The organism is Paenibacillus campinasensis, from assembly GCF_002272015.1.
Taxonomy (GTDB): Bacteria; Bacillota; Bacilli; order Paenibacillales; family Paenibacillaceae; genus Paenibacillus_AQ; species Paenibacillus_AQ campinasensis.
This window is the reverse complement of sequence record NZ_NPBY01000071.1, coordinates 1-12,901: the sequence shown is the minus strand read 5'-3', so window position 1 is coordinate 12,901 and position 12,901 is coordinate 1. Positions and strand designations below refer to the sequence as shown.

General features: G+C 54.3%; 11 protein-coding genes. All 11 read right to left on the bottom strand.

The window, feature by feature from the left end; all coding sequences use genetic code 11:
- Positions 1-143: 143 nt before the first annotated feature.
- The gene (locus CHH67_RS27230; RefSeq protein WP_095267312.1) at positions 144-1,025 is read right to left on the bottom strand and encodes a response regulator transcription factor; all 882 of its coding nucleotides are present in this window, start codon (positions 1,023-1,025) and stop codon (positions 144-146) included.
- Positions 1,000-2,775, bottom strand: coding sequence for a sensor histidine kinase (locus CHH67_RS20880; RefSeq protein ID WP_176475625.1), 1,776 nt, complete (start codon positions 2,773-2,775; stop codon positions 1,000-1,002). The genes CHH67_RS27230 and CHH67_RS20880 overlap by 26 nt, the downstream gene beginning before the upstream one ends.
- Before the next feature lie 252 nt (positions 2,776-3,027).
- Positions 3,028-4,260 carry a peptidase T gene (gene pepT, locus CHH67_RS20875; protein ID WP_095267311.1) on the bottom strand — a complete coding sequence of 411 codons (1,233 nt, stop codon included), beginning with the start codon at positions 4,258-4,260 and terminating at the stop codon, positions 3,028-3,030.
- A gap of 139 nt (positions 4,261-4,399) precedes the next feature.
- Positions 4,400-5,239, bottom strand: a complete 840-nt coding sequence (locus CHH67_RS20870) for a MetQ/NlpA family ABC transporter substrate-binding protein (RefSeq protein ID WP_095267310.1) — start codon at positions 5,237-5,239, stop codon at positions 4,400-4,402.
- A gap of 68 nt (positions 5,240-5,307) precedes the next feature.
- Positions 5,308-6,009 carry a methionine ABC transporter permease gene (locus CHH67_RS20865; protein WP_095267336.1) on the bottom strand — a complete coding sequence of 234 codons (702 nt, stop codon included), beginning with the start codon at positions 6,007-6,009 and terminating at the stop codon, positions 5,308-5,310.
- Between the two features lie 5 nt (positions 6,010-6,014).
- Positions 6,015-6,713: a methionine ABC transporter ATP-binding protein gene (locus tag CHH67_RS20860; RefSeq protein ID WP_095267335.1), complete on the bottom strand. Its 699-nt coding sequence runs from the start codon at positions 6,711-6,713 to the stop codon at positions 6,015-6,017.
- Positions 6,714-6,854: 141 nt separating this feature from the next.
- Positions 6,855-8,825: a tetratricopeptide repeat protein gene (locus tag CHH67_RS20855; RefSeq protein ID WP_095267309.1), complete on the bottom strand. Its 1,971-nt coding sequence runs from the start codon at positions 8,823-8,825 to the stop codon at positions 6,855-6,857.
- A gap of 175 nt (positions 8,826-9,000) precedes the next feature.
- Positions 9,001-10,002, bottom strand: coding sequence for an ABC transporter ATP-binding protein (locus CHH67_RS20850; protein ID WP_095267308.1), 1,002 nt, complete (start codon positions 10,000-10,002; stop codon positions 9,001-9,003).
- A gap of 14 nt (positions 10,003-10,016) precedes the next feature.
- Positions 10,017-10,817, bottom strand: coding sequence for an ABC transporter permease (locus CHH67_RS20845; protein WP_095267307.1), 801 nt, complete (start codon positions 10,815-10,817; stop codon positions 10,017-10,019).
- On the bottom strand, positions 10,814-11,590 hold the full coding sequence (locus tag CHH67_RS20840; protein WP_095267306.1) for an ABC transporter permease: 777 nt from the start codon (positions 11,588-11,590) through the stop codon (positions 10,814-10,816). Before CHH67_RS20840 ends, CHH67_RS20845 begins: the two co-directional genes overlap by 4 nt.
- 284 nt (positions 11,591-11,874) lie before the next feature.
- Positions 11,875-12,786 carry a LysR family transcriptional regulator gene (locus CHH67_RS20835; RefSeq protein ID WP_095267305.1) on the bottom strand — a complete coding sequence of 304 codons (912 nt, stop codon included), beginning with the start codon at positions 12,784-12,786 and terminating at the stop codon, positions 11,875-11,877.
- Between the last annotated feature and the right edge of the window lie 115 nt (positions 12,787-12,901).

Below are 12,901 nucleotides of genomic sequence, written 5' to 3'. Positions count from 1 at the left end.
TATGAACGAAAAATACGAGCATTTACAGCCCCTTTCCTGATGCCGGTCAAATCTCCCCCTCTTATCGGTCAGATGTCTAACCTTCCGCCTCCCCGGAAGCCGATGAAGAGCTTCATGGGTCGGGTTCCTTAGCTTCCCGCTAGTCATAATCGTTCATCAACTGGAGCGGAACGGTGGCTTCGGCAGTGTTGGCGGTACTCGCTGGGCAGCATCGAGGTGAGTCGCCGGAACACTCTGCTGAAGTACTTCTCATCCAGATAACCCGTTCTTCCGGCAATCCACGGAATCGGCTTGGATGTTTCCCTCAGGTACACCTTCGCCTGCTCAATCCGGCACCAGCGTAAGTAATCATTGAAGGGCTGACCCACCAGATCCTTGAAGCACTGATTGAAATAGCTTCTGCTCATGTTGACCCGCCTGGATACGTCAACGGCATAGAGCGGCTGATCAAGCTCTGCGTGCATGATGGCCACCGCGGCTCGAATGCTCTCGACCACCTCGGGGGAATACTTGTGTCCCTGCCCTTCTTGCGGCAGCTGTGGCAGCTGCGGCTGGGCAGACCCGATGTTCACTGTCTCGGGCTGCTGCATCCGGGATGAGGAATGGCCAGGATCACGAGCGGCCCCGTCATAACGCTTCGCCTCTTCCTCTGCGATTCGCTTCCGAATCCGACCCAGCACCTCCTCAAAATGCTCCTTCTCCAGCTGAATTTTCGCTATATAATCGATGGCGCCGAGCCTCAGCGCCTCCTGTACATATTCAAAGTTCTGATGCAGCGTCAGCACAACGATATACATCTCAGGATACAGGCGCCGCACCTCCCGCATCAATTCGATGCCGGACATGACCGGCATCGCCAGATCCGTGAACAGAATGTCGGCCTCGTTACCTTCAAGCCATTCCAGCGCTTTCTCGCCGCTCGCTGCATCATGCACCACCTCCATGCTGAAGCTTGTCCACGGCATGGCAGAGAGCAGCCCTTTACGCACCAGCTTGTCGTCATCCACAATCAATACTTTCATCATCCCGATCCCCTCCTGTCATCGGCAGCCGCAGTACAACGGTCGTGCCTTGACCGCTCATGCTGTCCAGATTCAGCACGGCCTGCCCTTCGTAATGTGCGGCCAGCATCCGCTTCACATAGTTCAATCCAATGCCCATGCCAACCTTCTCATGATCGGCTTCCTCCTGCTCCAGCAGCCTGCGCAGCGCCGCCTCCGGAATGCCCATGCCATTGTCCCGGATGGCGATTTCGGCCATCTCCCCGTCCGGACGCACTTCCACCTCAATCCGGCCGTCATCCTTCAGGCCGTGGTAGAGGGCATTTTCTACGAGCGGCTGGAGGATGAACCGTGGAACCGGCGTATCCAGGAGCGCTTCATCCGCATGAATATGAACGTCAAACCGAAAATCGTATCGGATTTGCTGTAGTGTCAGATAAGCTCTGAGGGATTCGATCTCTTCGCCAATCGTTGAAATCTTGCCAAGCTTGCCCAGGTTATAATACAGCAGCTTGTTCAGCGACGTTACGAGCCGGTCGATTTCCTCCTGCCCATTCATAACGGCCAGCCAATGAGCCGTATCCAGCGTATTCATTAGAAAATGCGGATTAATCTGGTACAGCAGCTTCTCGATTTCAAGGTCAGCTCTCCGCTTCTCCTTCCGCTCCACGTCTGCGAACAGCTCGGCAATCTGCGCCTTCATCCGCCGAAACTGCCGAAGCACATGCTCGAATTCCGGAATGCGAGCGGCAGCCTTCTCATCAGCCGGACGATAGCTGTTATCTGTCATATGCTTGATCTCAGCCTGGAATTTGCGCAGCGGGTGGTACACCATTGCCCATAGCAGCCAGGCGAGCCCCAGACTGACCGCACCGAACAGCGCCGAAAGTCCTCCCATCTGAAGCAGCCACAGGTTCCGCTCGGCATTGTAATCCGCGGCCGGAATCAATGAGACGATGCTCCAGCCCTGATTGCTGGTACTTTTATTCCAATAATAGCCGTTATATACGCCGGAGGAGTCGGTTATCATTTCGGGGAGACGCATATTCTCCGGAAACACATCCTGCACTTCGCTGAACGAGATGCGCCCGTCATTGTCGAGGATCAAATGTCCCATATGCTTGCCAATTCTGTCGGTCTCCAGAATGTTCTGCGTAAGCTTGAAGCCGGATTCCACATAGACGTAAATATCATCGTACTCCGGGAGCTCCACCTTGCGCAGCGCTGACAGCACATATTGGTTGCTGAGGACGTCCTGGCTAATATGAGGCCCGTAATAGGAAATGGTATAATATCGTGCCAAGAGCGGAAGAGACTCCAGATTAAACGTGTCCTTGACATCAGAATTCTCGAACAGCGTCGCGCCGCTCTGGCTGAAATAATAGGTGGTAAGCCCGATATTCGGATTGGTAAAAGTGATCAGATTGAGCTGCGTCTTGATATCTTCGGTGCGCCAGATGCGCCCGTAAGGCTCTCTTTCCAGCAGAAACTGTTCCAGCTGCTTGCCGATGCTGCCTTGATATGCAAGCTGCTGGGATACATGATTCAGGTTGCTGATCGTGGTCTCCAGCGACAGCTGAACCTGCCGGAGATTGCTCTCAATGCTGGACTGCAGCTTGGTGTTCTGGATGGAGGTAATGGCGTTGTACGACACAAACGCTGTACTAATAAAGGGGATTAACGTGCTTGCGGTAAAAATCATCAGGATTCGTTTCTTCAACGTCAGTGAGATCGGGGCTCCTCGAGACAGCGCTTTCATCATTTTGAACGACATATTTCGGCATCACTCCCTTGCGATCGTGTACAGCTATCATGGCATGACTTCAGCGCACCCCGCAATCAGAACATATCATCGCGCCGATTCTGTCCGCTCCTCCGCGAAAAGGAGACTCATAGAAAAAGCCCGGGTACGCGGCACCGAAGCTGTATGCTTCGATGCCGCTCCCGGGCTTACACCGCTGCGATATCCTTCCTTTAAGCAGGCTGCGGGGCACAGCTGCTCCGCTGCTTCCTATACGCTGCAGGCTTAGGCCTGCGCTTCATACAGCTGCACGATTTCGATTATGGTCTTCACCGCCAGCACCATATTGTCGGCGGATATGTACTCGAATCGCCCGTGAAAGTTCTCGCCGCCGGTGAAAATATTCGGTGTCGGCAATCCCATATAAGACAGCTGCGAGCCGTCGGTTCCCCCGCGAACCGGTTCGATGATCGGCTTGATGCCAAGCTTCTCCATCGCGGTCTGGGCAATGTCCACCACTTCTTTTACAGGCTCAATCTTCTCTCTCATATTGTAATACTGATCGCGCATCTGAAGTATAATCCGCTCTTCGCCATACTTGCGCTGGAGCTGCTCCACGATGGAGGCCAGTGTGCTCTTCCTTGCTTCAAAACGCTCCCGATCATGATCGCGGATAATATACCGGAGCTCGGTCAGCTCTACATCGCCTTCAATGGAAGTGAGATGATAGAAGCCCTCATAGCCCTCCGTAAACTCCGGCGCCTCGCCTGCCGGGAGCATGCCATGCAGTTCCATGGCGATTTTGGCGGCGTTCACCATTTTGTCTTTTGCCGTGCCAGGATGAACATTTTTGCCCTTGCACGTCACCAGGGCTGCCGCGGCATTGAAGCTTTCATATTGCAGCTCTCCAAGCGGGCCGCCGTCCATCGTATACGCATACTTGGCGCCAAAGCCTTCCACATCGAACTTGTGCGGCCCCCGGCCAATCTCCTCATCAGGCGTAAAGCCTACGCGAATCCGGCCGTGCTTCAGCTCCGGATGCTGAATCAAGTAGGCCATCGCCGTCATGATCTCGGCAATTCCGGCCTTGTCGTCAGCGCCCAGCAGCGTCGTGCCGTCGGTTGTAATCAGCGTATGCCCCTTGTAGCGTGCCAGCTCGGGGAAGTCTTTAGGGGAAAGAATCACCTGCTGCCCCTCGTTAAGTACGATATCCCCGCCATCATAACTGTCCACGATCTGTGGCTTTACACCCGCTCCGGTAAAGTCAGTGGCTGTATCCACGTGGGCAAGGAACCCGATCGTCGGCACATCCTTGTCCGTGTTCGCCGGAAGGGTTGCCATCACATAGCCGTTCTCGTCCATGGTCACTTCCTGCATGCCGATCTCCTTCAGTTCTTCCACCAGCATGCGAGCCAGCGTCAGCTGTCCCGGAGTGGAAGGGCAGGTGCTGCTGTTCTCGTCCGATTGTGTATCCACCTGGGCGTACCTCACGAGTCTGTCGATTACTTCGTTTTTCATACTCTCAACTCCTATTACGGTTTAGGGCTTCTATATGTGACCCCGGCTTCATCAATCAAAATGAGTATACCATAATCCATGATGGACATTAAAAAGCAGCCGCGCCCTGTTTCTTAGGGTACGGCTGCACAGACATTCCTTAAAATGCAGGAAGCGCAATATCCGAATAATTCTCTTCGAAGAAGGCTTTCACTTCCGGGCTCGTCATGGCTTCGGCCAGCTTCTGAATCGGCTCGGAATCGACGTTATCCTTGCGTGCGATCAACGTGATCGTAAACGCCGAATCATTGCCCTCCGTAATGAGCGCATCCTTGTTCGGCGTCAAGCCGAGCGGCTTCGCATAGGCCGGTGTCATCGCCACCATGTCCACATCGTCCAGCGTGCGCGCCAGCATCAGCAGATCGACTTCCTGGAACTTGAAGTTTCTGTTGTTCTCGACAATGTCTGCCTGGGTCGCCTTAATGCCGACACCCTCCTTGAGCTTGATCAGCCCTTCCTTCTCGAACATGACCAGGGAGCGGCCAATGTTGGAAGGATCGTTCGGAATGGCGATTGTCGCACCGTCCGGCAGCTCCTCAATATCGCTGTAACGCTTCGAATATGCTCCGAATACCGCGTTGTAGATCGGAACTACAGGCACGAGCTCGGAGCCGTTGTTGGCGTTGTACTCTTCCATGTACGGCACATGCTGGAAGAAGTTCGCATCCACTTCCTTGTTGGCAAGCGCATTGTTCGGCTGCACGTTATCCGACAAAATAACGACCTCCAGCTCAATGCCCTCCTCCTGAAGCTTCGGTTTCACCAGATCGAGCACTTCCGTCATCGGCGGAATGAGCGATGCAACCTTCAGCTTCACAGGTTGTGCAGGCGCGGATTCTGCGCCGTCGCTGCCGGATGTTCCCTCTTCTGCAGGCTGTTGCCCGCAGCCGGCCAGAACCAGCATCACGGACATAAATAGTGCAAGTGCTTTATATTTCATGTTGATCTAACCCCCAAGTTTATAAAAATATCGCGATTGCTCTCGCTTCGTTGTATCACGGCCCCTTATCAGGCCCTTCTCTTATCCAGCAGCCTTGCGGCCAGGCTGCCGCCAAACTGGATGGATTGTACCAGTATGATCATGACGATAATCGTAAATACCATGAGCTCATTCTCGAATCGCTGGTATCCATAGCGGATGGCAAAGTCCCCGACACCGCCGCCCCCGACGATACCCATCACGGTGGAGTAGGAAATAAAGCTGATTGTCGATGTGGTGAGGCCCAGCGTCAGTCCGGACCGCGCCTCGACATACAGAAACTTGATGATCAGCTGCAGGGTGGAAGCACCCATGGAGGATGCGGCCTCGATAACCTCCTTCGGCACTTCGAGCAGCGACTGCTCCACCAGTCTGGAATAGGTGGCAATCGCTACAACGGATAGCGGCACCGCCGCAGCTACCGTGCCCAGCGATGTGCCAACGATCATGCGGGTGATCGGAATCATGGCCACCACGAGCAGCAGAAACGGAAAGGAGCGGATGATGTTCACCAGACCGTTGACGATGGAAAACACCGCACGATTCTCGTACAGCTGACCCTTGCGGCATAGGAACAGCAGCGTTCCGACCGGAAGGCCCAGGCATAGCGCAGCGGCAATCGAAATGCCCACCATCACGAACGTCTCCCCAATCGCATGCCAGATTTCCTTCTGGTACGGCATCACATGGGCCATGAAATCATGCAAATACTGAACAACGTCCAATTGCATCCCATTCATGTCGGGTCTCCCTCTTTCACAACCGGATAAGTCGTCACCAATCGTCCGCTCTCCATCACCGATATATGATCACAAATGCGGTTTACCACATCCATTTCGTGGGACACGATCACAATCGTCACCCCAAGCTGAAGGTTGATATCCTGCAGCACCGATAGAATGTCCGCCGTCGTCCTCGGGTCAAGCGAAGAGGTAGGTTCATCGCATAGAAGCACCTTCGGGTAATTGGCCAGCGCCCGGGCAATCGCAACCCGCTGCTTCTGGCCTCCGCTGAGCTGTGAAGGGTAATGCTTCGCCTTATCTTCAAGCCCGACATACTTCAGCACCTCGGCAGCGCGCTTCATCCGCTCCGCCTTCGGCATCCTGGCCAGCTCAAGCGGCATAGCCACATTGCCAAGCACGGTGCGGTTGCTGACCAGCTGGAATTGCTGAAAGATCATGCCGATCGCTCTTCTGGCTTCCCTCAGCTGCCGCTCTCCCAGCAGTGTCAGGTCCTGCCCGTTCACCATAACTTGACCGGAATCGGGCCGCTCCAGCACATTGATCATGCGCAGCAGCGTCGATTTCCCTGCCCCGCTGGTGCCGATAATGCCGTGAACGCTGCCTTCCTCAATATGAAGTGATACCGGCTCGACCGCCTGATGGCGGGTTCCCCCGGTAACAAAGCTTTTGCTGACATTGTGCAGCGATATCAGAAGAATCCCTCCCTTTCTTGGCCGCCGTGCTAACATGAAGAAAGCCCGCCCGGCCTTGCGGCCAGCGAGCGTAATTGCTTGAGCAACATATAGAATCATACCACAAATTAAACGGCAGGTGTTCATTCGTTCATCCAAACTTCAGGATAAATACAGCTGCTGGCCATACATGCCGGTCAGCCGCTCGACTGCACGGCTCAATATGTCCTCCTCAAATCCTTCAAGCGCCTCGATCGCTTCGACCTTCTGTGCGGGCGGCATCTCCTTGTCCAGATGGAGACTCCAGTTCACAATCGCCTGAACTGCATCTTCCATCTCGAATTGATGGTAATAGATGTAGGCTTTGTACAAATAGGTCTCTGCGTGATCCGGGATAATCTCCAGCACCTGGTTGAAGGCGTTCAGCGCCTCTTCTTCCTCGTTGTCCTTGTAGAGAATCTGACCCAGACGGAAGTATGCGCCCGGATGCCCCGGCGCCAGCGACAGAAATTTCATTGTGTCCTCCCTGGCCCGGGCATAGTCGAGCATGGAGTAATAGACGCCGCTGCGCAGGCTGTACAAGCTGCCAAATTCCGGATCAAGCTCAAGCCCCTGCGAGCAATCGGCCAGCGCCCGCTCCAGCTGTCCCGTTTCGATAAAGCAGACGGCCCGGAACTCATAAAACTTGGGACTGCCAGGCACGATCTCAATCGCGCGGGAATATGCATCAATCGCCAGATCCCACAGCTTCATCTCCTTATAGATATGTCCGCTTCCGGTCAAGAAAGTCGGATGATCCGCAAAGTCTTCATCCAGCCTCGCAGCTTCCTGCAGCTCGATCAGCGCCTCTTCATTGCGCCCCTGCAAATACAGGACATAGCTCAGCTTGTTGTGAAACTCGGCGTCATCCTGAAGCTCAAGGGCCTGTCTGAGCGCCGCTTCCGCCAAAGGCAGATCATACAGCTCGATGCCAATGTTGGCGCGCTGAACATAATTCGGCGCATCGTCATCCTCAAGCTCAAGCAGCTTGTTGTTCATCGCCAGCGCTTCCTCGTTGCGTCCCAGCCGATAATAGCCATCCGCCATCCAGTAGCACACCAGCGGATGCTCAGGCAGCCGGTCATACAGCTTGCGGATTAACTCGAAGGCCCGATCCTCCTGATCTTCTGCGCGGTACATTCTGGCCAGTTCGAAATAGCCCCGATAGTCCGCCGGTGCAGCCTGGATCACATGCTCCAGATCGGCCTCGGCCTTCGCTCTCCAGCCTGCTTTGGCGCGGATTGCTGCCCGCTTCAAATACAGCTCGTGGTCTTCCGGATACATCACGATCGCTTCCGTGATATACTTCTCCGCCTGTTCCCAATTCTCCAGCTGCACATAAAGCTCCGCCATCGCCGGCCGGAAGAATTGAGCCTCCTCCATCTCCTGCTGGAACGACTCAAATGCATCGAGGCTGTAATTCGAGCTACTCGCGAACAAGGCATAACCACCGTCGTCAGCGGCTGCATACCGATCGGCAAGCCGGATTCCTTCCAGCAGCACCTCAATCGCTTCCTGAACCTGACCGGTCAAGCCGAGCGAGACGGCCAGCCGGTAATAGTATAACGGGACGGCCCGATCCGGCCGGACGACACTCTGCCGCAAACAGTTCACCGCCTCCGCCGGGTTCCCGCTATCGTAGTAGGCCATTCCCAGCTCATAATAGGTAGAGGTAACGGTGCTCGCATCTTCACGCTTGATGCTCTCCTTCAGATCCCGGATGGCCTCGTCATAGTGCCCTAAATCTCTATTGGTAATTCCCCGGGTATACCAGGTGAGGTAATGATCCTTGTTCAGCCCAAGCGCCTGGTTCAAATCCTGGAGGGCTTCTTCATCCCTGTTCAGTTCACGCAAAACATGAGCCCGGAGCTCATAAGCGCGGCTGCTGCCGCTCGTTTCGATGACTCCGTCAAGATAAGCGAGCGCTTGCTCGGAATGACCGTTATGATGAAGCAGATTGGCATACTGAATCTTATCCTCAAAGCTGGTGATGGCGCTTTCGCCCCGGCGCAAATAGTGCAAGGCCTGATCCCAGTTCCGTTTCTTGTGATAATGCTTGCCGATAACAACCCAGATTCGTTTCATTATCTTCATGGTGCGTCACCCTTTTAATATAGTCAGTCAGGCTCCCGTTTGTCCTGTTTGCGTCTAGTCTCTATACTGTATGACGTTTTTTACCAAAAAGTAAAGAGGAACCTGTGCGGTTCCCCATTCTCTCGCCTGTTCTATTATATAGTACAAGATTGCCCAAATTGTCCATAGGATGATTCTAATACACCTTATGAATGACGTCCTCGAAATCCGGGTCCTGCATGTCAACGTCGGCCAGTTCGCCCCATTGCGCCAGCAGATTCAGAATATCCAGCGTATGAATCTCCTTCCGGTTCACCTCAATCGTTACGGTATGATCCTCCACCGCTATAATGTTCAGCCGAATCGGCAGCTCGGGTTCAGATGCCTCTTTGCTTATGCGGTAGCCTTCGGGAATGTGAAAAGCTCCCCGATAGGTGACCGTAATGACGGTGGGCAGCCCAATCGTATCCCGCAGCGACCGGACCGTGCCGTCATAGGACAGCTGACCGTCATTAATCACCATAACGCGCCGGCACAGCTGTTCAATATCATCCATATCATGCGTGGTCAGCAGAATTGTTTTGCCAAACTCGGTGTTGAGACGCTTCAAAAATTGCCGGATATTCCGCTTGGCGTTGACGTCCAGGCCAATCGTCGGCTCGTCCAGAAACAGCACGTCCGGATCGTGGAGCATCGCAGCGGCGAGATCGGCGCGCATGCGCTGGCCCAGAGACAGCTTCCGCACCGGGGTCGCCCAGAACGACTCCAAATCCAGCAGCTCCGCGAACTGCCGCATGCGCTTCACCTTCTCCGTTTCCCTGACCCCGTACATCCGGGCCAGAATATCAAACGAGTCTATCACCGGAAGGTCCCACCACAGCTGGCTCCGCTGCCCGAACACCACGCCGAGATTTCTTACGACCTCGCGCCGGGCCTTATGCGGGCTCAGGCCTCCGATGGACACATGGCCCGAGGTCGGGTGCAGAATACCCGTCAGCATTTTGATCGTTGTCGATTTTCCGGCCCCGTTCGGACCGATATAGCCTACAAATTCGCCTTCTTCCACCTGAAAGCTGATGCCCCGGACCGCCTCCTTCAGCCGATATTCCCTTGTAAACAGCGTGCGCAGGCCCGAGAAGCGCCCCTGCTTCACAACCGGTGTTCTGAATTCCTTGCGTATATTGCTCACTTCGATCATCACGTTCTCCTCCTCTAGCTACCGGTGCTCTGATATTTCGTAATTCCGTACTGCCAGAACCTCACGCTTAACAGCAGGCAGAACAGCGCCGCCACAGCCAGCAGCGGCAGTATCCATCCCCCGAGTTCACCGCGCAATATATACAGGGCCGGCACATAATTGACCAGTCCGACCGGAATGGCAAACAGCAGCAGCGAGATCATCCATTTTGGATACAGCGTCAGCGGATACTGGGCTGCCGAACGGGCGGCATCTTCCGTCAAATTTTGCAACACGGTAATTCTTGTCATCCAGAACCCGCAAGTTGCTGTCGCGAGTCCAATGGAAAACAAAATGACCGCACCCGTGCCAATGATGAGCAGCGTATACGGTACCGCTACCCAGCTGATCTGCCCGTCCGCCATCATGCCGTCAAGCGACCACCAGAGCAGAAACCCGCCCTGCAGGATTTCCCCAGGCATGAGCCGGAATTTCTGCGGCAGCAATGCCAGCAGCACCGGCATCGGCCGGGTGAGCAGCTGATCCAGCTCCCCGTTCACCAGATACTTTTCCAGATGATGCACTTCGTCGGCAAACATGCGGTAGATCGTTTTGGATAAGGTCATGACAGCAAACAGATATCCGATCTCATGCATGGACCAGCCTTGGATCGCTCCGAATTTATAAAGCACGATCGCCACCATCAGAAACTCAGAAATTTGGATCAGCGCAGCAAGCAGGGTGCCGAGCAGAAAGTTGAACTTGTACTGCATGCGGCTGCGAATGCTCGTTCGAATCAGCAGCGCATACAGAGATATCCAGGATCTCATCGTCATCCTCCCTGCACCTCCACCTTCCGTCTAAGGAGCAAAGTTGCCGTCAAACAGATGAGGGTCAGCAGTACGCACCAAAACAGCGTCCCCCATAAATAAGAGGCATCGCCAAAGCCTAGATAAAGTCTTGTCGGCACATACAGCAGATACGGATAAGGAGAGAGCCAGGCGATCGTTTGCAGCCAGGACGGGAGCCATTCAATCGGAATAAAAAAGCCTGCAAGCAGGTTGATCATGGCATGATTGCCCCAATACAGCCAGCTGGACTCCGTCGTCCATAACGCCGAGGCGCCAATGAGATAGTTCATGCAGATGGACAGATACGCAGCGCCGATCAGCGCGATGGCAACGTAAAGATAAGATGTAAGCGTGCCGGGTAATTGAATGGAGAACACGAAGTAATACACGAGATAGATCGGGATCGATTTGTAGATGAATTGGTAGGCGATTTGCCCCCATTCCCTAGCCATGAGGTGGGGAAACAGATGAACAGGCCTCATGAGGTCAAGCGAGATATGTCCGGTTCGGACCGTCTGGGGAATACCCAGACCGTTCGTGATGAAGCTGGTGACCCAGAGCGCAGACTGCGTGAAGGCGATATAAGCGACCATTCCCTGCGTCCCGTATTCTCCGAGCGCATGATCAGCACCGAGGCCGATCCAGATGCAGGCATACATGAAGCCGAACATCGCGCTGGCGATGTTGTGAACCATGTGGGCCCCACGGTACTGCAAATTGCGGGCATAGGCCTTCGAGGCCAAAGTGAAGTAAAGCATGTGACACCTCCGATAAGCATATTAGACGGTGAATCCGTCCACTTCAGACAAGGCGAAAATGAGAGAAGGACACCATCATACCAGATCCTTCCTAAGGAGGCAACCATTTTTTAGGCGTGAACTTCGGCCCTCGCCGTTTTGATTCAAACCGCTTTTTGCATTATTTGCATTATTCGGAACATCCGTTGTCTGACAGAGAGAACACCCAATAAGAGCTGTATACGATCCCAGAGCTTCCTCGTCCAATGTGGAATCCTAACCCGAAAAAAATAAGACGCGAGTCGTCACATCGCGTCTTTGCGCTGCACCGGTTCCTGCAACCTGCTGAAATAATCGACCAGAAACTCCCGGAATAGGACCGCCGCTTTGGACAAATAACGTCGTTCCAGCCATGCGACGGAGAACGTTCGGTAGCACGAAGGCGTCTCGATCCGTACCAGCGAGTAAGGCGGCTTGTCGTCGCCTTTGCAGCCTGGCACAAAAGCCAATCCGAGGCCCGCAGCCACAAGGCTCGACAGCGCTTCCGGTTCGTCCACCTCGCAGACAACGTCCCTGCGAATGCCGGCGGCTTCGCAGTTTTCGTCGTTCATTTTACGGAAAGGATGGCCCGCTTTGTACTCGATGAACGGCTCGCCTTCGACTTCCCGAAGCGCGATGCAATCGCGCTCCTCCAGCCGATGCCCAGACGGTACGGCCAGAAAGACCTCGGCGCGCAGGACGGGAAGCTCGCGAAGCCGTTCTTCCTCTAGCGAGGCTCCATTAAAGCACAAATCCACCTCGCCGTTCTCCAGCATCTCCACCATATCCATCATCGAGCCGGGGGCAATCTGGACAATTCGGAAGTTTACTTCGGGATGAGCCGCGCGGAAAGCGCCTAGCGCCTTCGAGAGGCGATTTAAGACGGTCGTCGCAAGGCGAATGGTGCCCTTCTCCATTCCCGCCAGATCTGCCACTTCGCGGCGTCCCTCCTCCAGCACGGACAATGCCGTATCCACACTTTTCAAAAAAGCCCTGCCAAATTCATTCAGCTTGATCTGCCGGTTTTGCCGATCAAATAGCGGGACGCCCAAATCCTCCTCAAGTCGGGCGATCGTCTTGCTAAGGGCAGGCTGGGCAATGCGCAGCTCCTTCGCAGCCTTGGTCATATGCTCCATGCGGGCAACGGTCCGGAAATATTGAAGCTGAAGCAGCTCCATAATATAACCCTCCTTTTCATAACCTTTAGTATATGAATTTATAACTTAATATATATTTTTATTTATCAACTATCGATTGTAAAATAAATCGTATCCAAAGGAAAGGGGGAATCAA

Coding starts and splice junctions, on each gene's coding strand:
- CHH67_RS27230 (WP_095267312.1), bottom strand. CDS start 1,025: ATGATGAAAGTATTGATTGTGGATGACGACAAGCTGGTGCGTAAAGGG.
- CHH67_RS20880 (WP_176475625.1), bottom strand. CDS start 2,775: ATGTCGTTCAAAATGATGAAAGCGCTGTCTCGAGGAGCCCCGATCTCA.
- pepT (WP_095267311.1), bottom strand. CDS start 4,260: ATGAAAAACGAAGTAATCGACAGACTCGTGAGGTACGCCCAGGTGGAT.
- CHH67_RS20870 (WP_095267310.1), bottom strand. CDS start 5,239: ATGAAATATAAAGCACTTGCACTATTTATGTCCGTGATGCTGGTTCTG.
- CHH67_RS20865 (WP_095267336.1), bottom strand. CDS start 6,009: ATGCAATTGGACGTTGTTCAGTATTTGCATGATTTCATGGCCCATGTG.
- CHH67_RS20855 (WP_095267309.1), bottom strand. CDS start 8,825: ATGAAGATAATGAAACGAATCTGGGTTGTTATCGGCAAGCATTATCAC.
- CHH67_RS20850 (WP_095267308.1), bottom strand. CDS start 10,002: ATGATCGAAGTGAGCAATATACGCAAGGAATTCAGAACACCGGTTGTG.
- CHH67_RS20845 (WP_095267307.1), bottom strand. CDS start 10,817: ATGACGATGAGATCCTGGATATCTCTGTATGCGCTGCTGATTCGAACG.
- CHH67_RS20840 (WP_095267306.1), bottom strand. CDS start 11,590: ATGCTTTACTTCACTTTGGCCTCGAAGGCCTATGCCCGCAATTTGCAG.
- CHH67_RS20835 (WP_095267305.1), bottom strand. CDS start 12,786: ATGGAGCTGCTTCAGCTTCAATATTTCCGGACCGTTGCCCGCATGGAG.